Raw genomic sequence first — 19123 nt, 5'->3', positions numbered from 1 at the left:
AAATACAAATGGGGTCGGGAGAGGGGATCGAACCCCCGTATGCGGATCTGCAGTCCGCCACATAGCCACTGTGTTACCCCGACGCTGGGCGTAGGATTAGTTGACCGTATTTATTGATATCGTTGCTTTCTCTGGTAGAGCTCATCGCCTTTCCTCTTGGCTTCGAACCCTCCTTTGATATCGCCTTTCTTGAAGAGCAATTCCGCAAGATCAAGCCAGGATTTGGCATCTTCAGGGTTCAGCTCCAGACGGAGCCTGAGATGGGCGATAGCATCGTCTAGCTTGCCCTTCTCTGCCAGAGTCTTGCTGTATTCGCGGCCGTTTGTCTCCTCGTCGCGTACGCGCAGCATCTCCATCTGGGCCTTGTTGAGGATCACCGTGACGGCATTGTCTGAAATCCAGGGATAGCGGCTCTGGATGATCTTCTTGAAAGGAGCGACTTCATCTTGATCTATCTTGCAGTCCTTACCCTTGAAAATCTTCCTGGGGACATCCACGGTCATACTGCCGTGGAGCACGGTGACGTGGTCAGCCTGTGTCATCTTCACCTGAACTTAACGACACGTCCGCAGGCATCTCTCTTGGATACCCCGAACTCGGTCAGCTGTGAAATCTGCTCTTTAGTGAATACGGGGCCGTCTTTACAGATGCGCTTATCGTCCATGACACAGCATCCGCAGACTCCCGCACCGCATTTCATATATCTCTCCAAGGATAGCTGGCAGTCCTGGTTCAGCTCTTCGCATGCCTTGTAGGTGAAATAGAGCATGACCTCCGGCCCGCATGCGATGATGTATCTGTAGGTTTTCTCCTTCAGCTTCTCTTTCATGAGCTGCACGGCATTTCCGTGGAATCCGACGCTTCCGTCGTCTGTAGCTATCCAAAGGTTGGCCGCATGCTTCTCGGCTCTGTCGAGCATGATGAGGTCTTTATCCGAACGGGCAGCGATGATGGTATCTGCACCGGTTTGGACAACAGCAGGCATTACTGCAGCGGTACCTACGCCGCCGCCAATGATCAGTATGTTCTTATCGGTAAGGTCGAAACCGTTTCCGAACGGCCCCCTTATCGAAAGCTTGTCCCCTTCCTTGAATTCGTGGAGTCTCTTGGTAGCATCGCCGATGGCCTTGACAGTGATGCTCTTAGTCTTCTCGCATATGCCTGATACGGACATGGGGATCTCATCCGTTCCAGGGATCCATATCATGATGAACTGGCCCGGGTGCACAACCGCATCCCAGTCGAAGACGAATGTCTTGGTATCGTAGGCCTCTTCGATAACCTTCTTGATCGTTACGACTTCACTCATGAGCGGCACCTACCATAGAACTGATGGAAGAGTACCCGTACTCCTCCATGAAGGATGCGAGACCCTCGTTTATCTTCTTGAAGACGCAGAGCCCCTTGGTGCCTACGGCGCTTCCCACTTGGAAGGCACTTGCGCCGGCCATGATGTATTCGGCAGCATCCCTCCAATCCGATATCCCTCCCACTCCGACCAATGGGATGTCCAGAACGCTCTTCAGGTCGTATATGGCCCTTACACCTACTGGTTTGACGGCTTCCCCGGACAGTCCGCAGAACTTGTTGCTCATTATTGGTCTGGCGAACTCAGGCGATATGACCATTGCCTTCAGAGTGTTAATCGCCACTACAGCGTCTCCGCCTGCATCCTGAACGGCCATCCCTATCTGAGTGAGGATGTGCGTGTTTGGAGTGAGTTTCGCCCAGACGGGGATCGAAACCGATGATTTGACAGCTGATACGATGGATTTCACCATAGCGGGGTCTGTACCGACCTCCATTCCGTATCCTTTCGCATGAGGACAGGACAGATTCAGCTCTACCGCGCAAGCGCCGTAGTCCTCCATCTTGGCCGCTAGTTTGGAGAAGTCCTCGGGACCGGCTCCGTATATGGATCCGATAACCTTGCCCTTCGGTACCGCGATTTCCATTTCCTCCTTGAAGAGCTCTATCCCCGGATTCGGCAGGCCCATGGCGTTGACGTATCCCCCTCTGACCTCCATGAAGCAGGGGTTGTCATGACCTGCATTGGGCTGCAGACCGACGGATTTGGTGACGACTGCACCAGCACCGGATTCCAAAACGCGTACCAGGGATTTCCCGGTCTCATCCATGATACCGGATGCGATCATGCTTGGTTTTTCCAGGCTGATGCTTCCGACATCTGTCTTCAAGGATACCATGAATTGACCGATGCAGTACTCTGATATTAGGTTGATGGCATGGATATCCTTATTAACGGTCCCAAGGATTGAGAAACATGGACATGGAATCCGTCAGGAAGGACTTTCCCACCATACGCAAGAATAAGGGGATATACCTGGACAGTGCCTGTCAGTCGCTGAGGCCAGACCAGGTCATACAGTCCATGACGGATTATTATGAGAACTACCCAGCATGCGGAGGCCGCAGCGTTCATTCCATGGCCACGAAAGTATCCGTCGCAATCGACGAATGCAGGGAGACCCTAGCCTCGTTCTTCGGCACGAAGGATCCCGAGTGCTACATCTTCACCAAGAACAGCACGGAAGGGCTGAATACCGCCGCATTCGGACTGGATCTGAAGAAAGGGGACGTGGTCGTTACCACAGATTCCGAGCACAATTCCAATCACGTACCTTGGCTCCGTCTCAGGGACACCATAGGGATAGAACGCAGATTCTCCAAGTCGGGTAAGACTGGGGAGTTCGACATAGAGTCGTTCAAGGCCTGTATGGACAGCAAGGTCAAGGTGGTCTCCGTCCAGCATACAAACAACGTTACAGGCTGCTCGGTTCCTGTGAAGGCTGTCACGGAGATCGCGCACGATCACGGAGCAGTTGTGATAATCGACGGTGCACAGGCCGCACCGCACATGCCGGTTGACCTTTCTAAGATTGATGCTGACATCTATTGCTGTTCAGTTCACAAGATGCTCGGTCCGAGCGGCATGGGGATCATGTACGGAAAGAGGGAGATCCTTGAAAAACTCCGTCCCCTGACGGTAGGAGGAGGGACGGTAGGTCTCACCACATACGACAGTGTGACCCTGGCTCCCATACCGGACAGGTTCGAGGCCGGACTTCTGAACTATGCGGGCATCATAGGGACAAAGGCGGCATTGGACTATCTGAGCAAGATCGGCATGGATAACGTGGAGTCATGGGATACCGAACTCATGAGGTGCGCCATGGGCAATCTAGAGGATATCAAGAACCTGCATCTGGTCGGGCCTGAACAGCCGGGAAAGAGATGCGGAGTCCTGTCATTCAATATCGACGGTCTTGCATCGCATGATATTGCTATGATGCTGGACAGCATGTCGGGGGTCATGATACGTTCAGGTATGCACTGCGCCCATCCGTTCTATGTCTCCAGGGCAATCGACGGCAGCGCAAGGGCATCGGCATACCTTTACAACAGCCGTGAGGAGATGGACATCTTCACGGATACGGTCAGGAAGATAGCAGAGACCTTTGGTGAATGACCGTTTCTGTATCGTTGCATCCTAATACGAATTCTCCTAGGTATTCTGTCATCGCCATACTTCTGCGATCATTATGGAACAGTTCGACAAAGCCATCGTGGATGTGCGCAGTGTACCCTTCTGGAAGCAACATGCTTCCGTTCAGGACCAGAGTATCGTCATCAGAGGATTGGAAAACGTCTAGCATGTATGCGAACCTTTCGGCCAGATCTTCATCCATCAAATCGGCATCCCTGTCATAGATTCCACTCAGAACACCTGATACTGAAACCATCAAGATGATCCCGCAAGCGCACAGAACCACTCTTGATATTGTGAACTCTATCATAGTTCCCTCACATTGACGCCGTTCTGATCGCTCGAGATCTCGATTATCACCGTTCCGCATAGGGCGATCTCATCGCTGCAGACCGGACGATCAAGAAGGACCCTGGTCACGATACCATCATTCAGAGATGCACGCACGAGATGACCTTCCGTACCCCCTATGGTCAGACAGACTCCGTCGGGGAGGTCCATCTTATGGTTCATCTTGTATCCGGTTCCTTTGCCACCTACAAGATTGATCATGTTGCCCAGTTCTTCGGCTACGGCCTTCAGGTTACCTTCCTCCGCATCGTCCCTTATTGTATCGATCGACGACATGATAGGAGGCACCATCAAAGCAAGTATCAGGAAAGATACGGCCAGTTTTATGGGGAGGCCGATTACCCCCTTTCTGGAGCGTATCATATGACCACTCCGGCTACCTCCTCCGTGTAGGTGGTGTAACCAGACTTGTATGCACTTATCTTGAGCGAGATCGTCCCCATCGGATAATCACCTAGTATCCATCCTTTCAATACGGCCCTTCCATAGGTATCCGTGACGACATCGTAGTCCTTCCCTTCGGGATGGTAGACCTGACTGTTCATTATGCGGACGGTTACACCCTTCATCGGTTCATCGTTCTGATCCAGAACGAGCAGGTGGATGTCGGGTATCTCACCGTCGTCTATGTACACGATGTTCTCTTCCACACCTAGCGTACTGATATACTGAGGGGTGTCAATGCTCCCCATCCACCCCATTATTACGGCACTTCCCATGGTCGCGACCATTATCACTATCATGAGCTGGAGCGGAAGGCCCTCTATCCCTCCCTTGTTGTTTCCCTTCAATCTGATAAGCAAGGTATCACAGGGAAGTGTTTCGTTGGGACAGAATATAAAGGTGTGATGCTGCGGTCAATATGACAAACCGATAGGGACTCTAGCTAGGACGGTATGCTTAGCGCCCTGCGGACTCAGTTCCGACCTCATCACGAGCACCTCATCGCACAGGAACGATTCTATCTCCTTTTCGGAGTATCTTTCGATGAATGGTCTCGGATCCATAGGACCAGTGCATCTTCCGACCGTGATATGGCTTTTGAAGGGTTTCTCATCGAAGGATATGTTGGCAGCTTTCAGATTCGCTGCGATCCCGTCCGAGATCCTCTTCAGAATGTCGCTGGGCTCTGCACCTATCCAGATAACGGAAGGCCTCTGGGGTTTGGGAAAACATCCGGCACCTTTTATCGTCACTTCGAACGGCTCCATCCCTTCGACGGCATCAGTCACGGCTTTCACAACCTTCTTTATCTTTCCGTCATCGATGTCCCCGATGAACCTCATGGTGATATGCATCTGTGAGAGCGGGGAAGGCCTCACGTTAGGCAGTGAATTCACATCATCGAGTACCGTTTTCAGAGGTTCCTTGTCTTTGATCGGGACCGAGATGAACATTCTGATCTTCATTGCAGATTCTTCCTAATGTCTTCCAGGAGTCCCCTGCATCCTTTTTCGATATCCTCATATGCCTTATCAAAATCCAAGGTGAAGTAGGGGTCATCCACAATCCCTCCCCCAGCATAATCCATCAGGAGTCTGACCGTGCAATCCGCAGATTTGGGAAGGATCCTTTGAATATTATCCATGTTCTCATCATCCATGGCGATGATGTAGTCGAACTCATCGAAATCGGAGACCGTCAGCTGCCTGCTCTTCTTCCCAGCGCATGATATGCCGTGTCTCTTCATGACTTCCGCAGAGCGTCTGTCGACAGGATCGCCTATATGGTATCCGCTGGTCCCTGCTGATTCCACATATATCTTGCCCATCAGTCCTTCCTTCTCGACCATGTCCTTGAATACGAACTCGGCTAAAGGGCTGCGGCAGATGTTCCCATGGCATACGAATAGGACGCTTACTGTCATGATACCGTCCGAACAAGGTCCAGGAAGTACAAAAATTGGCGCATCGGATTTATATGTGGAAGGCTTTGCAGAACACATGACACCTTTGCAGCCTCAGTTGTCAAAGCAGGACAAGATCGTCAACGCCATGCCTTTCATCGCAGTCGGCGTCATCGCCGTCCTCGCAGTCGTGTTCATTTTCACGATGTGAATCCCATAAGGGACTTTCCAAGGCCGGGATATCCCTGCCAAATATCAGTTCAGGCCACGCCCTGACATTTTATGGATGATCAAAAGAAATGGCCCCTTTCGGGGCTAATGAGTTTCAGTCGTTGTTGATGCGTCTGGAGGTCACACGCTTGTAAAGGAACGTGTCCTCTTTCACCTTCAGATTCATGCTCCCTTCGCGGTAGTAATCAGAGGCGCCGTGCTGGAACTGGACGTTCTTCAGTTGGGATTGGAAGTAGTAGTAGAACACTGCTGCTCCTATTCCTCCGAAGATTAATCCTCCTACGATACCGCCGAAATCGAACTCCCCCATTGCGAAGTAGAATAGGGCTACGACGATGGCAAGTATTCCTGCGAACACCCCGAATGTGGCCGAGGCCAGTTTCAGCATGTTGGCAGGCAGGTTACCGACCATCTTTCCGCTCTGTCCGTTCATGGCGAATGTGAGCTTCTCCCCATTCCAGTCCGAGTTGAGCAACCAGACGGGATACAGGACATAGTTCACCGATGACGACTTGGCCGAGATGTCCGAACTGGCTACGCTGACCTCATCATAATGGACTGTGGATCCGAAAGCATCGGCAGCCCCTTCGGCCATTCTCTTCCTCACGCGCGGACGTACGGCTTCCTGGTCGATGTCATATTTATCCGCCACATATCCTGACAGATAACCTGTGGTGAAGTCCACAGCCTTGCTGTAGTCGAACGGTTCTATGGATTCCATGAGGTCATCGGGCATCTTGGACGAACCGTCCGCAGGGACATGGTCGAAGGCGATGTCCCCGGCCCTCCTGACCTTGTAGTACTTGCGCTCGGTGTACTCGGTGTTCCCCGAGGTCCATCTGCGCACGTCAACGCAGTCGTAGACGACATCTGCATCGAGATCCGCGTCGTAAACCCAGAACGGTACATACAGTCCTTTGACCTCTTCCAGCTTGTTGTCCCTGAGGAAGTTCTTCGCCACGAACATCTTGCTGCCCACATGGTCAGCTAATCCCTGCAACGCCTGTTCCTTGGTCTTCTGGAAAGGCAGGACCAGATCCGGTTTCAAGGTACCCGACAGGCGACCTTTGAGCACCACCGCATTACCGCAGTAAGGGCACATCGTGGCCGCTGTCGTCTCATCGGAATAGATGTCTCCTCCGCAGGATTGGCATTGGTATTCTGCCATTCCGTAGAGTTCCTTCTCTGACCATTCGGAACCCCCATCGGATGCCAGTTCGATGTTCTCATCGCTGACAGAGAGGTCCCCTTCGTTCTTCTTCAGCTCGTTGGGGTCGAACTCGTTGTCGCAGTAAGGACATTTGACCTTCTGTGTCCCGATATCGAACTCTAGTGTCGCTCCGCAGAACGGGCACTTGTGGTTGATGATGTCTGACATCAGACCATATCCTCATCGTTGAAGGGGTCTCCGCATTCCGGACAGAATTTCGGAGGCTTGGAGGGGTCTGCAGGCTCCCATCCGCATTTGTCGCAGCGGAATTTGGGGGTTCCTGCCGGTTTCTTCGCACCGCATTCCGTACAGAACTTGCCCTTGTTGACATGTCCGCACTGGCAGGTCCAGCCTGTTACCTCGGGTTTCTTGGCTCCGCACTCTGGGCAGAACTTTCCGGTGGCAGTGGCTCCGCACGAGCATGTCCAGGCTCCGGCAGCGGGCTGAGCTGCCTGGGCCGCCTGCTGCTGTTGCCTCTGCTGGTCTGCCCTGTCGTAGTAGGCTCCGGCGTTCATTCCGCCTCCGCCCATCTGTCCGATCATTCCGACTCCCATGAGTCCCGTGACCGCACCGGCCTCGTTACCAGCCGCGGTCTTAAGCGCGGATGCCTGGGCCTCAACGAGTGTCGCTCCAGCCATAGAGGGGTCGCGAAGCATTCCTGCCTTCTGGGCGTTCTTGATGAGCTCTGCATCCTCTGGCGGGAGGGTGACTGAACCGATTGCTACGCTGACGACGTCGAGTCCGCGGGTCTCTGACCACTTCTTGGACAGTGCGTCGTTCATAGCGTCCTGAAGTTCCTCGCTGTGGTTGACCAGTTGGTTTGGACGAAGTCCGAGGTCGGAGAGTTTTCCGAATCCGGGCTGGAGGGCCGCGATGAACTCTGTCTTGAGCTGATCGTCGATCTCTGTCCTTGAGTATTGGTCCTTGACGTTACCGCAGACGTTGGTGTAGAACAGGATAGGGTCGGAGATCTTGTATGAGAATACTCCGAAACAGCGGACGGATACATCGATATCCAGTCCGATGTTCCTGTCGACCACGCGGAAGGGAATCGGTGTCGATGTCCCGAACTTATTGTCCAGGATCTCCTTCATGTTGAAGTAGTAGACACGCTGGTCTTTTCCGGTGTCGCCACCGTATGTGAAACGTCTGCCCATGGTCTTGAAGGTGTTGATGACACCCTTGCCGAGTCCTCCGGTGAAGACGCTGGGCTCTGTGGATTTGTCGTAGGTGTATGTACCGGGTTCAGAACAGATCTCCACGACCTTTCCGGATTCAACGATTATCATACACTGGCCGTCCGCAACAGCGATACCGGAACCGTTACTGATGATGTTGTCGCTTCCCTTGGTATTGCTGGAACGCTTTCCGACCTGTTTGACACCCTTTATCATTAAGATTTCCTTAGGCATCGATTCGCAGTAGAAGAATTCCTTCCACTGATCTGCCAATGTTCCGCTGACGGAACCTGCGAGCGCCTTGATTAGTCCCATAAACCACGATATAGGATTCTTATGATTTAACTGATTATCCTGTAGGCATCTTTATGTACTTTCCAAGCGAAAATGAACTCCAAGGAGTCCGTAACATGGATATGAAGTACGTATTCGCCATGACAGCCGTTGCGGCGTTGGCGGTCCTAGCAGGGGCCATAGTCCTGTTCGGGGATTCCGAAGCACAAGGTGACGAGATGGAAGCGACGATCATCGAGGAATCAGGTACCTTAAAGGCAAAGGTCGGAGAGGATGTCACTATCGGTCTGGAGGGTAACGTGACCACAGGATACGACTGGAAGGTCGTTTCTACCGATGGTCTCAAGCTCAAGAGCGATGAATATGTCACTGAAAAGACCGAACCTATGGTCTGCGGTGCCGGAGGTGTCCATTATTTCACCTTCCACTGCGAGAAGGCAGGAACCTACAACGTTGTGCTCGATTATCTCCGTGAATGGCAAGGATCTGAGGGCGACACTAAGACCGTGCAGATCATCGTTGAGTGATCAGGCACTGAAATCATAACTAAGTTCGGCGGAACCGTTGGACACATCGAATCTGGCCTTGATGCCGTTGAAGAACGTCATCCTGGGCCCTTTGTGCCCGACATCCGCATCGAACACTATAGGAACATCAAATTCTTTGAGAGATTCGATTATCGTCTTCTGATAGTCTGCGCCTTTGAAGAAAAGCGGCCTTCCGAAGACGAATCCTGTAACTCCCTCGAACCACCCGTCCCTGGACATACTCTCGAACATCTTCCTGATTCTGGATTCGTCCATGTCGTAGGTCTCCATGTACCATATTATGCCCTCCCCGGAGTACTTCTGAATGAAACCATCCATACTGAGGTTGCCCTTTTTGTTATACCATTCCAGCACGTCCATGCAGCCTCCGATCAGCCTCCCTTCGAAAGAAACATCTCCGGCGGGGCAGACCCATTCGACCTTCTTGTCCTCGCTGAAGGGTTCGAGTCCGGTGTTCCTGTCGGCGAATCCGTCCTGATAACGGTCGAACGACTTCTGGCTTCTTCTCTTGCCCTCGAGGAATTCGAGGTTTTCAGAGATGCTACTGTGCCACGGTTCCATGCCGAAATCCCCGAAATTGCCGCAGTAGATCGTGGCGATGTCATGCTCAACGGTCGTTTTGAACAGAAGAACGGTGTTGTCCGAGTACCCCTGCATCCATTTGGGATGCCTTTCCACAAAATCCCAGTCCATGCCCATGAGCATTTCGCATTGGTAATCGCCTCCGGATGCGGAAACTATCACGCCTACTTCAGGATCCTCCAAGAGGCTGCCCAGTTCCATGACCCTTTGCATGAGGGGGGAGCTTCTGCCGCTCTCATCCGCAGTATGGACGTTGGGCGTCTTCCTAATCGGGTGACCCTTCTCCATAAGCTTCTTCTCTGCATGTTGGAAACGAACGATGTCTGTAGGTTCGGTCACTCCGAAGGAGGGTGCGGTCACTCCGATGGTCTGGCCATCCGCCAGGAATCTCGGGATTATCATGAGCTCGGGATGTATTAACGATAAGATAACATTTATCGAATGGATACCATGCGGAGGTCATGGCAATACTTTCGGACAAGGACATCGTCGAAAGCATGATGACCGGATATCTGGGCATCAGCGATTATCACGAGAGAGGGCTCACGCCCAACGGATACGACCTTCGCATCAAGGAGATAATGGTAAGGGGGGATCCCGACCTTAAGACCGAGGGTACCGTGACCATCCCTCCCAGGACAATGTTCTATGTGTCCACAATCGAGAGGGTGAGGATGCCCAAGGATGTATGTGCCCAGCTCTGGCTGAGGACCACATGGATCAGGAAAGGGATAATAGGGGCATTCGGTAAGATCGATGCTGGTTTCGAGGGAACCCTCACATTGGGAGCTTACAATGCAACTGACGATCCGATAGAACTCCCCATCGGGGAGAGGTTCTGTCAGATGGTGTTCGAGACCCTGAACAGCGACACTCTCAAGGATTATGCAGAGAGGAGTGGCCACTACCAGGGGCAGACCGGAGTGACACTGGAGCAGATCAACAAAAAGGATTGATCATCAACTGGTGAGGGTATCGGCCTTCACCAGACTCTTCTCTCAGAATTTTTGGATATCCAATGAGTATACGCTCATAGTCGGCGAATACGTCTTAAGTTCGAAACTGCGAATCCCTATGGAGTGGCCCCTTGCCTTCATCAGGATTATCAGGTCTCCGCAGAAGTCGGAGAACTGTTCCCTTTCGATGATCTTGTACATGTGGGCGGTCCCTCCCTTCTTCAGCTTATCCATGGCGACGCCGAGGAACTGATCGGCTATCTGGGGGAGGTTCATGATTATATGGTTCGCTTCCGGAAGGTCCTTGATCAGAACCGAAGAATCCCCTGTCATCGGTTTGATGCAATCTATGTGATTCTTCTCCGCATTAAGGCGGGCGAAGTGCTCCGCTTCGGGATTGAGGTCTATGGAGTAGACGACGGAAGGTCTGGCAAGTTTTCCTATCACAGTGCCGAACGGAGCGACGCCGGCGAACATATCGATCACCACATCGCCGTCCTTGACCAGACCTGCTATCCTGTAACGCTCGGAGGACAATCTGGGGTTGAAATATACCTTGGAAGGGTCAGTGTATAGCTTAACTCCGAACTCCTTGTGGATGGTCTCAGAGGTCCCTTCGCCTGCAAGTTTCTCCAGGTCCCTGATCCTGAAGTCGCCTTTGACGCCGTAGTCATGGAATACCACACGGATGTTCCTGTTGACCTTTATGAGCGCCTCTCCGATATCATGCCTGTATTCCCATAGCTCGTCAGGTATCTTTATCATGGCAACGTCGCCCACGATATCAAAGGAGCTTGGAAGAATTGGTCTGAGCTCATCCGGGACATGAACGATCTTAGTGTAGTCGGATACCTTGTGCTCCTGCACATCCAAGTCCTCTTCGATTATCTCGTAACCTTCCAGGGAATCGCATTTGACCGGTATGAGGAGGCTGTCGCCGTCGGCGCGTATCTTCGAGTCCAGGTCCAGCAGATCCTCTGAAACGAGCATGGATCTGACGGATTCCCCGTCCTTCTTAGGCACGCGCACGCATCTTACCATATGCTGCGTCAATGATGATGTTGATAAAAAAAGACATGGCCGGGGGGACCGGCCATGATGTGTTTCATTCCTGGTCTATGTGCACCCTCTTAGGCAGCACGTAGAGGTCGCCCTCGTTGTCGATACCGACAGAGGCCTCCACTCCGTAGACATCTTTGATGAGTTCCGGTGTGATGACCTTCTTGGGCTCTCCGATGGCGACCAGCTGTCCCTTCTTCATGATGACGCACAGATCGCAGTACCTGGCCATAAGGGATATGTCGTGCTCGGCGACCAGGATCGTCATGTCCTTCTTCACCATGGCCTTCAGGTATTCCATGACCTCCAGCTTGAATTTCATGTCAAGGTGCGATGTGGGTTCATCGACCAGCATAAGCCTGGGTTCTTGGACATATGCCTTGGCGATCAGGACACGCTGCTGCTCTCCAGAGGACAGCATGTTGAGGGCACGGTCCTGCAGATGGTGGACACCGAACTTCTTCAGGGTCTCCTCCACAAGGGTCTCGTCCTCTTCCGTCTCCCACCACATGTTCTGAAGGTAGGGATATCTTCCAAGCATGACCGTCTCGAATACGGTCAGACCGAACGATGCCGTCATCTCAGCGGGAACGTTGGATACTAGTTTCGCCACCTCGGTAGGTGTCTTGGGTATCACGGATTCCCCGTCGATGAGGATGTCTCCGCTGGTGAGCATATGCATCTTGTTGATGCATCTCATCATAGTCGTCTTACCGCATCCGTTAGGTCCTATCAGACCTACCAGTTTTCCAGAGGGGATGGAGAAACTCACGTCCCTGTCTGCGTGGTAGCCGTTTTCGTAAATCTTGTCCAAGTGACGGACCTCTAATAGTGGGACTTCTTCATCCATTGTACATCTTCCCCCTTATGAAAAGCAAGTAGGCGAACACAGGTACGCCTATCAAAGTTGTAATGGCTCCGACTGGGAGCTCGTTTCCTGGAATGATCATTCTTGCAGCAAGGTCGGCGGCCATCATCAGAACGCCTCCGAGAGCTATCGATCCCGGCAGCACCAGACGGTGGTCCCCTCCGAACAGCATACGGCATAGGTGAGGCACGACCAGTCCTACGAATCCGATGATACCGCAGAAGGCCACACAGAACGCTGTCATGATCGACGCCAATGTCAGGACCAATGCGTTGAACCTCTTCACATTTAGACCCATCTGGCTGGCCTGATTCTCTCCCAACAGGACCAGATTCAGTTCTCTCGCGTACTTGAAGATCAGCAGCGAGATGATTATGACCGGGACCATGATGAACAGTGCCTTCTCCCAGGTGATGTTGGCGAAGGATCCGAACAGCCAAAGCAGGACATCGGAAACCTTGTTCCCTGAGAATACGATCATCATGGTCTGTATCGCACCGAACACCAATCCTATGACCACTCCTGACAGCACATATGCGTTGGTGGTCCCTCCTGCACGGTTGGCCAATGCCATGGTTAGCAGGAAGGCAAGAAGTCCTCCCACTATTGCCGCGATTGCCACGAGATAGATCGAGTTCGGAGATATGAGTCCGAAGAATGTGAACTCGAATGCAATGACCGCTATGGCGAACGTTCCCGCACCTGATGAAACTCCCATGATGTATGGATCCACCAGAGGGTTGCGTATGATGGCCTGGTAGCCTGCTCCCGCTATGGATAATCCCACACCTACAACCAGAGCGGCAATCGCCCTGGGAAGGCGTGAACTGAACACCATTACTTCCTCAGGTGTCATCTCGCTCCCATCCTTCCCTATTGCTGAGAATAGGTTGGAGAGTGCCTCTATCGGACCCATTATCTTCGTTGGTCCTATGCACAGCATCGCGATGAAGACTATCAGGGTAAGGAGGGTTCCCACCCCCATGATGAACTTCATCCTATGCTTTTTGCGTTGAATGTGGGTTTCGCCATGGCCGTCGATGATTCCGCTCATCTTGGCCCTGAATCCGTCCTCAGACATCGTATGACCTCCCTCTCTTGATCAAAAGATATGCGAACACCGGAACTCCGATCATGGTGGTGATCGCTCCGACAGGCAGTTCGTATCCGGAAAGCAACACTCTGGCCAGCAGATCCGCCGATACCATCAGGAATCCTCCGAATGCCATCGTGGCCGGTAGCATCAGACGGTGGTCGCCTCCCAATATCATCCTGCTTAGGTGAGGTATGACCAATCCTACGAATCCGATGATTCCGCAGAACGCCACACAGAACGAAGTCAGTACCGATGCGATGATCAGCATGAATGTGTCGAAACGTTTTGCATCCAATCCCATCTGCTTCGCCTGGTCCTCTCCCAGCAAGACCAAGTTGAATTCCTTGGCCCATATGAGCGGGATGAATGAAAGCGAGATGGATGGGATCAGGACCAGCCATAGCTTGTCCCATGTCATCGTACTGAACGATCCGTACAACCATGACAATGCGCTGGCGACCTTGGTTCCTGCATCGATCATCAGCAGTGACTGCACAGCAGTGAACACAAGACCGATAACGATACCTGCCAGCACATAGTTGATAGATTTTCCCCCGGTCTTAAGCGCCAAGAGCATCGTGAGTCCGAACGCCAGCAGTCCTCCGAATATTGCGGAAAATGCGGTGAGGTAGATGCTGTTGGATGCGAACAGTCCGAAGAATGTGAAGTCGAATGTGAGAACCGCTACAGCGAACGTTCCCGCACCGGACGATACTCCCATGATGTAAGGTTCGACCAGCGGGTTCTTGATCACGGCCTGATACATCGCTCCAGCAACGGAAAGGCCTATTCCCACGGCGATGGCCGCCAATACACGGGGCAGACGCTGGTTGTAGATCAGCATCTCTTCGTATGTCAGGTTATGGCCGCCCTTGCTTATGGCTGACCAAGCATTGGAAAGTGCTTCGCCGATTCCCATGGTGGTCTCTGATCCGACGCAGAGTGAAAGGACCGAGACTGCGAGCGTGATCAGGATACCGAACAGTATGACGGCACGTACCTTACGTCTGCTACGCTTGTTATGGGTGTATTCCTCACCGTAGAAGAAGTGGTAGATCTTGTTCCTCATATCGCTGAACGGCTTTTCCCATTTGAAGACGAATTTAAGGATCGCCCAAAGGGCTATGAGGAATACGACCAGTCCAATCAGCACATACATGATTATCTTCCATGCACCCTCATCCGTGGGTGTGGGTGCCGGAGGGACGTATTCGGGATAGGTCGAGTAGTATACCTGAATACCATTATCGTCGCAGACTAGCGAAAGGCCGTCAACGACTACCGGGGAAACCATCGAGTATGTGCTGACCCCGTCTATTCCGCCGATCATGTTACCTTCGATGTCTAGGACTACAGTCCTGTGCGACGAGTATGTCGTGATGTACAGGTATTTCTGATTCACCAATAGCGGTGCGTTGCGCATTCCATCGAATCCTGCGAATTCTTCGTTGAATACAGTTGCATTACCGGCACTGTCGACTATTATCAGTCCTTTAGCACTGGGTGCAAGTACACAGTTGTCTTCCGTGTTGACATCCCAAATCAAAAGATAAGACGAGACTGCCCCGTATGTATTTTCAAGATCTTTAGTCAGGGTAATCTCTTTTCCGTCGAATTTGAAGACTGCCATACCGCTGAATCTGGAATCCATCCCCAGTCCATCGGAGTAGGATGCGAATATGTCATATTCGCCGTTGCCGTCTTCTAAGACTGCTGGTGCGTTGACCGTTCCGCATTTACCCTGACGACTCTCCGTCTGATAGACGACCTTCTTGGTTATGAGTTCACCAGTAATCTGATCGATCACATACAGAGTTCCGTCATAACAGCCCGAGAAGACATAATTGTGGTAGACTGTAGGTGTAGTGTAATAGTTGTGTCCTCCGCTCTGGTAGGACCAGACAAGATTTAGGTCCTTATCGAAACAGTAAACCATTCCGTTGTATGCCTTACAGTAGATGGTTCCCGCATCAGCGACCAAGGATTCAACGTTACATTTGTATGAAACGTAGTATTCGATTTCTATCGTATCATATGGGATGCTCTTACTCTCATCGCCGAACGGTGCCCCGTCGAATGTAGTAACATTTTCATTATTCTCTCCGGGCCCTGTTCTCCAATCAAACTTGTAGATGTATCCGTTGTTTCCAGCAATGTATACGTATTGTCCCATGATGGCTGGTGAGGTGACATCCATACCATTGGACTTGAATTTGAATTGCCATTTGACGTCTCCGTTGGTCTGATCGTATGAGATGAAGTAGGACAGACCATCTTTGGCCGCATAACCGTATTTGATCATCGCTTGACCCCTTGCAGAGAGGGTTCCTCCGAATGCAGCAACGGGGTCTCCTCCGCCGAAAGTCGGGATATACTCCCAGACCTTTCCTGTCTGCTCTGTATCCACTTCAGCAGTCTGATGCTGGCTGTTCCAAGAATCTCCTTGCAATGAGGTCCAGGATGAACGTGCATCAGGCGTCTCGACAGGTACAAGGCCCTCTGGATAGAATGCGACGGCGACCTTGCCGTCGGTGTAGGTGTCGGAGAAGGAAACAGGTTGCCATTCGGAGCCATCCCATAAGAAAGGTCTCCAAGAAGAGGATACGGTAACACCCGTCCTTCCGGGTTCGGATAATGATCCTCCTGTGGAGCTTCCACCTATCGTTACGTTTTCACGGTCCGCAATAACATTGAGATCATTTTCAAAAGAGATTCCTGCTTTGCTCAGAGTATCTTTGATCATCTCGGAATAGGTGTTTCCCGTTCCCGGAGCAAGCCATTCAGTGTAGCCGGTTCCGTAGTCGAGCAGGAAGTCCCCTGCATAAGGGCTTTCATCTGCATCAGCCTGATCGGCCAGCAACGGGATTGATACCATCAAAAGGGCGGTGATCAGTATGATGGTTGTAAGACGGCGATCCATCACTCCAGCCCTCCTGTTATCTTCAGATAGTCGCGGTAATTATCCCCGATCGCCTTTGGAAGAGGATCGTCCGCGAATGCAGACGGGTCGATGATCATCGCCATGAGCTCCATCAGCTGAATGAACCTGGGTCCAGCCCTGCTGCCGAGTTCACCCGCCGCATCCGCCAGAAGGTAGATCTTACCGTTCTTGTAGGCATCAGTGGATTTCCATTCGTTGCTGATTACCTTGATCATGTCGTCATACTCGTCGGCGCTGTACTTGTAGCTGTCAATGACGATTATGCACTGCGGGTTGTGTTTCGTGATTGATTCTGCAGTGACATTGGTCCAGCCTTTTTCATTATGATAGGAATTGATACCTCTATCCTGTGAGATGATGTCGTCCACATAGGTGTACATTCCAGCAATCCATGGTGACGGATCGTTACTCAATGCGACCATGGTATTAAGTCCATCAGATCCCTCGACCTTTTCCTGAATCTCCTGCATGTAGAACTCTACATTCTTGATGTATGCCTGGGATCCCAGTCCGTAGCCGAGTGCGGTTCCGGTTATGAATATGTTCTTCAGAATCGTCTCTACGTCTTCTCCGTTGTAGAGAACAACGGAATTCACATTGGACGCTCTCAGCATAGTCGCCATCTGAATATCGTTGTATGTAGAAGCATCGCAGAACACCATTTCAGGAGATGTGTTCATTATCGCTTCATAGCTGGGGTCGGTGTAGGATCCGACTATGGAAATCTTTCCTGTCTTCTGTCCTTCAACGACATACTGGGGATAATCGCTGTATGAGTCAGTTCCTACTATCTTAGCTACGCCTCCGACCGCACTGACCGTTTCAGTGCAAACAGGCGACAATGAAACTATCTTTGCAGGTTCTGCATAACCGTATATCGATGTCATGGTGGCATCAACCGCAGGCATTGGTTTCCCGTCAGCCGTGGTGTATGCCCAGATAACTACAGAATAGTCCGATGCATTAATGTCATAGGTCTCTGATTTGATCAGGTCTCCGGTGTTTTCCGGAACATACCAAAGCCCCCAGCTGTTTTTGTCCGTATTCGAATAGTCCACGTCCTCATATTTGACGTCGGTCAGAAATCCATCAGTCATCGTATAATCGAACGACCCTTCTATGTGCGTCTCCTTTACCTTGTCCAAAAGGCTAACGGGATCATCATCTGTTTTGAAATCCGCATTGGTCCAGATCGTGTAATAGTCGCCGAAGTCGACCACAATCCCCTCTGAACGGTATTGAGTGGCGTTGGATCCAAGTCCGTTGAAGGCAACAGTGGCAATAGCTCCGATAATGATTATCGCAACCGTTATGATGGCCTTCGTTTTCATCGCGTTTTGCGATTTATTTTCGGTATTTGAATCCCTTTTGATCCAAGAATTGTCTACCATCTCTGGTCTCACCCCATGCTTTGTTGGAAAGTATGGTTGGTTATAACGTCCAAACACTGTTATCCATCTACTTAAACAGTCGGATAATACTTCCGACTATTACTTGCTGATACATGAACTTGGACTTGGTTAATTGAATTGTAGCCAACTGTAACGTTTATGGCAAATATCAAAAAAGTGCTCTGTCGGGCGGCAGAGCTGAGTTTTATGCCCGATTTAAGATGTTATTCAAGCACTTGCTTTCTTCTTCTTCATAAAGAAGAATGCTGCAGCTGCAATGATGACGATTACGACAACAGCGATGATGATGTAGAGCATCATGTTGCTGGATTCCCAGGAGGTGGTTGAGACCTTAGGGAGGAGAGTTGCGTAACCATAGTCATTGTGCTCGTATTTTTCCTTGTCCTTGTCGGAGAGTTCTTTGTACTCGCTCTCGGTAAGATACTTGTCGAACACTATCGCGAAGGTTGTACCCTCTTCATAGCTGCTGGTGGGCTCCCACTCTTTGCCGTCTGCGTAGTATATTGCAAAGCCGTAGTATGAGAGGGATCCCCATTCGCCGTGGCCAACGAAGTCACCGATGGATGTGAGCCATCCAGAGTCAGACATTTCGTATTTCAGCCCAGCCTTGTCAAGTCCAGCCTTCAGAGCGGCCATGTAGTTCGCCTTGCTCTTGGAGGGAGCCTCATAGCTGTCGAGCCACTTCTCGATAGGCTTGGTGTTGATTGTGTTGTCGTTGAGCTGGATGTAGATGTTGTATGTCACTTTATCTGCATCGTTCTCCTCTGTTGCGACAACGGCAAATGCAGTTGCGCAGAACATAGCAACTACTGCAACTGCCAGAACTTTCGATTTCATCTTCATTCTATCACCTAGATAAATCTAGTTAGTCACGAATTGTATCAAATGTATTTAAGCCAGTTGGCATAATTGTCCACACTTAATCCAGTTAATACGAATTAGTGATGACGTGGATATTATCGTCAGCTCATTCGTCTTCGATTATCTCTTCCGGAGCACCAGCGAACTTCACCAATGCGTATTGCTCCATGAAGTGGAGGTTA

The 19123-nt window shown here is 51.3% G+C and carries 20 protein-coding genes and 1 tRNA gene; 3 read left to right on the top strand and 18 right to left on the bottom strand.

Annotation, left to right across the window (positions count from 1 at the left end; genetic code table 11):
• Window positions 1-9: 9 nt before the first annotated feature.
• From E7Z62_08550 to E7Z62_08535, 4 genes are all read right to left on the bottom strand, one after another.
• Window positions 10-83: transfer RNA gene (locus E7Z62_08550), tRNA-Cys, on the bottom strand.
• Between the two features lie 27 nt (window positions 84-110).
• Window positions 111-542, bottom strand: coding sequence for a tetratricopeptide repeat protein (locus E7Z62_08545; GenBank protein ID MBE6523150.1), 432 nt, complete (start codon window positions 540-542; stop codon window positions 111-113).
• A gap of 2 nt (window positions 543-544) precedes the next feature.
• Window positions 545-1309 (bottom strand): dihydroorotate dehydrogenase electron transfer subunit, encoded by a 765-nt coding sequence (locus E7Z62_08540; GenBank protein MBE6523149.1) that lies wholly within the window; start codon window positions 1307-1309, stop codon window positions 545-547.
• Entirely contained in the window at window positions 1302-2207 is a 906-nt protein-coding gene (locus E7Z62_08535) for a dihydroorotate dehydrogenase (protein MBE6523148.1), read from the bottom strand. The genes E7Z62_08540 and E7Z62_08535 overlap by 8 nt, the downstream gene beginning before the upstream one ends.
• A gap of 77 nt (window positions 2208-2284) precedes the next feature.
• Between E7Z62_08535 and E7Z62_08530 the strand changes: the two genes are divergently transcribed.
• Window positions 2285-3490: a cysteine desulfurase gene (locus tag E7Z62_08530; GenBank protein MBE6523147.1), complete on the top strand. Its 1206-nt coding sequence runs from the start codon at window positions 2285-2287 to the stop codon at window positions 3488-3490.
• Here E7Z62_08530 and E7Z62_08525 read toward each other — a convergent pair.
• The 7 genes from E7Z62_08525 to E7Z62_08495 all read right to left on the bottom strand — a co-directional run bounded on the left by E7Z62_08525 (window position 3459) and on the right by E7Z62_08495 (window position 8639).
• Window positions 3459-3764 carry a hypothetical protein gene (locus E7Z62_08525; protein MBE6523146.1) on the bottom strand — a complete coding sequence of 102 codons (306 nt, stop codon included), beginning with the start codon at window positions 3762-3764 and terminating at the stop codon, window positions 3459-3461. The genes E7Z62_08530 and E7Z62_08525 overlap by 32 nt on opposite strands.
• Before the next feature lie 50 nt (window positions 3765-3814).
• Window positions 3815-4222 carry a hypothetical protein gene (locus E7Z62_08520; protein MBE6523145.1) on the bottom strand — a complete coding sequence of 136 codons (408 nt, stop codon included), beginning with the start codon at window positions 4220-4222 and terminating at the stop codon, window positions 3815-3817.
• Window positions 4219-4662, bottom strand: coding sequence for a carboxypeptidase regulatory-like domain-containing protein (locus tag E7Z62_08515; GenBank protein MBE6523144.1), 444 nt, complete (start codon window positions 4660-4662; stop codon window positions 4219-4221). The genes E7Z62_08520 and E7Z62_08515 overlap by 4 nt, the downstream gene beginning before the upstream one ends.
• A 54-nt stretch (window positions 4663-4716) precedes the next feature.
• On the bottom strand, window positions 4717-5268 hold the full coding sequence (thpR, locus tag E7Z62_08510; GenBank protein ID MBE6523143.1) for an RNA 2',3'-cyclic phosphodiesterase: 552 nt from the start codon (window positions 5266-5268) through the stop codon (window positions 4717-4719).
• Window positions 5265-5804: a low molecular weight phosphotyrosine protein phosphatase gene (locus tag E7Z62_08505; protein ID MBE6523142.1), complete on the bottom strand. Its 540-nt coding sequence runs from the start codon at window positions 5802-5804 to the stop codon at window positions 5265-5267. The genes thpR and E7Z62_08505 overlap by 4 nt, the downstream gene beginning before the upstream one ends.
• 226 nt (window positions 5805-6030) lie before the next feature.
• On the bottom strand, window positions 6031-7314 hold the full coding sequence (locus E7Z62_08500) for a hypothetical protein (GenBank protein MBE6523141.1): 1284 nt from the start codon (window positions 7312-7314) through the stop codon (window positions 6031-6033).
• Window positions 7314-8639, bottom strand: a complete 1326-nt coding sequence (locus tag E7Z62_08495; protein MBE6523140.1) for an SPFH domain-containing protein — start codon at window positions 8637-8639, stop codon at window positions 7314-7316. Before E7Z62_08495 ends, E7Z62_08500 begins: the two co-directional genes overlap by 1 nt.
• Window positions 8640-8692: 53 nt before the next feature.
• On the opposite strand from E7Z62_08495, the gene E7Z62_08490 reads away from it, so the two are divergent.
• On the top strand, window positions 8693-9145 hold the full coding sequence (locus tag E7Z62_08490; protein ID MBE6523139.1) for a hypothetical protein: 453 nt from the start codon (window positions 8693-8695) through the stop codon (window positions 9143-9145).
• Here E7Z62_08490 and E7Z62_08485 read toward each other — a convergent pair whose 3' ends face one another.
• Window positions 9146-10150 (bottom strand): hypothetical protein, encoded by a 1005-nt coding sequence (locus E7Z62_08485; GenBank protein ID MBE6523138.1) that lies wholly within the window; start codon window positions 10148-10150, stop codon window positions 9146-9148.
• A 59-nt stretch (window positions 10151-10209) separates the two neighbouring features.
• Here E7Z62_08485 and E7Z62_08480 point away from each other — a divergent pair, with 59 nt between their 5' ends.
• Window positions 10210-10704, top strand: coding sequence for a dCTP deaminase (locus E7Z62_08480; protein ID MBE6523137.1), 495 nt, complete (start codon window positions 10210-10212; stop codon window positions 10702-10704).
• A 42-nt stretch (window positions 10705-10746) separates the two neighbouring features.
• Here E7Z62_08480 and E7Z62_08475 read toward each other — a convergent pair whose 3' ends face one another.
• The 6 genes from E7Z62_08475 to E7Z62_08450 all read right to left on the bottom strand — a co-directional run bounded on the left by E7Z62_08475 (window position 10747) and on the right by E7Z62_08450 (window position 18923).
• Entirely contained in the window at window positions 10747-11745 is a 999-nt protein-coding gene (locus E7Z62_08475; GenBank protein MBE6523136.1) for a class I SAM-dependent methyltransferase family protein, read from the bottom strand.
• 64 nt (window positions 11746-11809) lie between these two features.
• Entirely contained in the window at window positions 11810-12613 is an 804-nt protein-coding gene (locus tag E7Z62_08470) for an ABC transporter ATP-binding protein (protein ID MBE6523135.1), read from the bottom strand.
• On the bottom strand, window positions 12606-13712 hold the full coding sequence (locus E7Z62_08465) for an iron ABC transporter permease (GenBank protein ID MBE6523134.1): 1107 nt from the start codon (window positions 13710-13712) through the stop codon (window positions 12606-12608). The genes E7Z62_08470 and E7Z62_08465 overlap by 8 nt, the downstream gene beginning before the upstream one ends.
• Entirely contained in the window at window positions 13705-16647 is a 2943-nt protein-coding gene (locus E7Z62_08460) for a hypothetical protein (GenBank protein ID MBE6523133.1), read from the bottom strand. The genes E7Z62_08465 and E7Z62_08460 overlap by 8 nt, the downstream gene beginning before the upstream one ends.
• Entirely contained in the window at window positions 16647-18059 is a 1413-nt protein-coding gene (locus E7Z62_08455) for an ABC transporter substrate-binding protein (GenBank protein MBE6523132.1), read from the bottom strand. The genes E7Z62_08460 and E7Z62_08455 overlap by 1 nt, the downstream gene beginning before the upstream one ends.
• Before the next feature lie 228 nt (window positions 18060-18287).
• Window positions 18288-18923: a hypothetical protein gene (locus tag E7Z62_08450; protein MBE6523131.1), complete on the bottom strand. Its 636-nt coding sequence runs from the start codon at window positions 18921-18923 to the stop codon at window positions 18288-18290.
• Between the last annotated feature and the right edge of the window lie 200 nt (window positions 18924-19123).

The organism is Thermoplasmata archaeon, from assembly GCA_015063285.1.
Classification (GTDB): Archaea; Thermoplasmatota; Thermoplasmata; order Methanomassiliicoccales; family Methanomethylophilaceae; genus Methanoprimaticola.
This window is presented reverse-complemented; position numbering and strand designations above follow the sequence as displayed.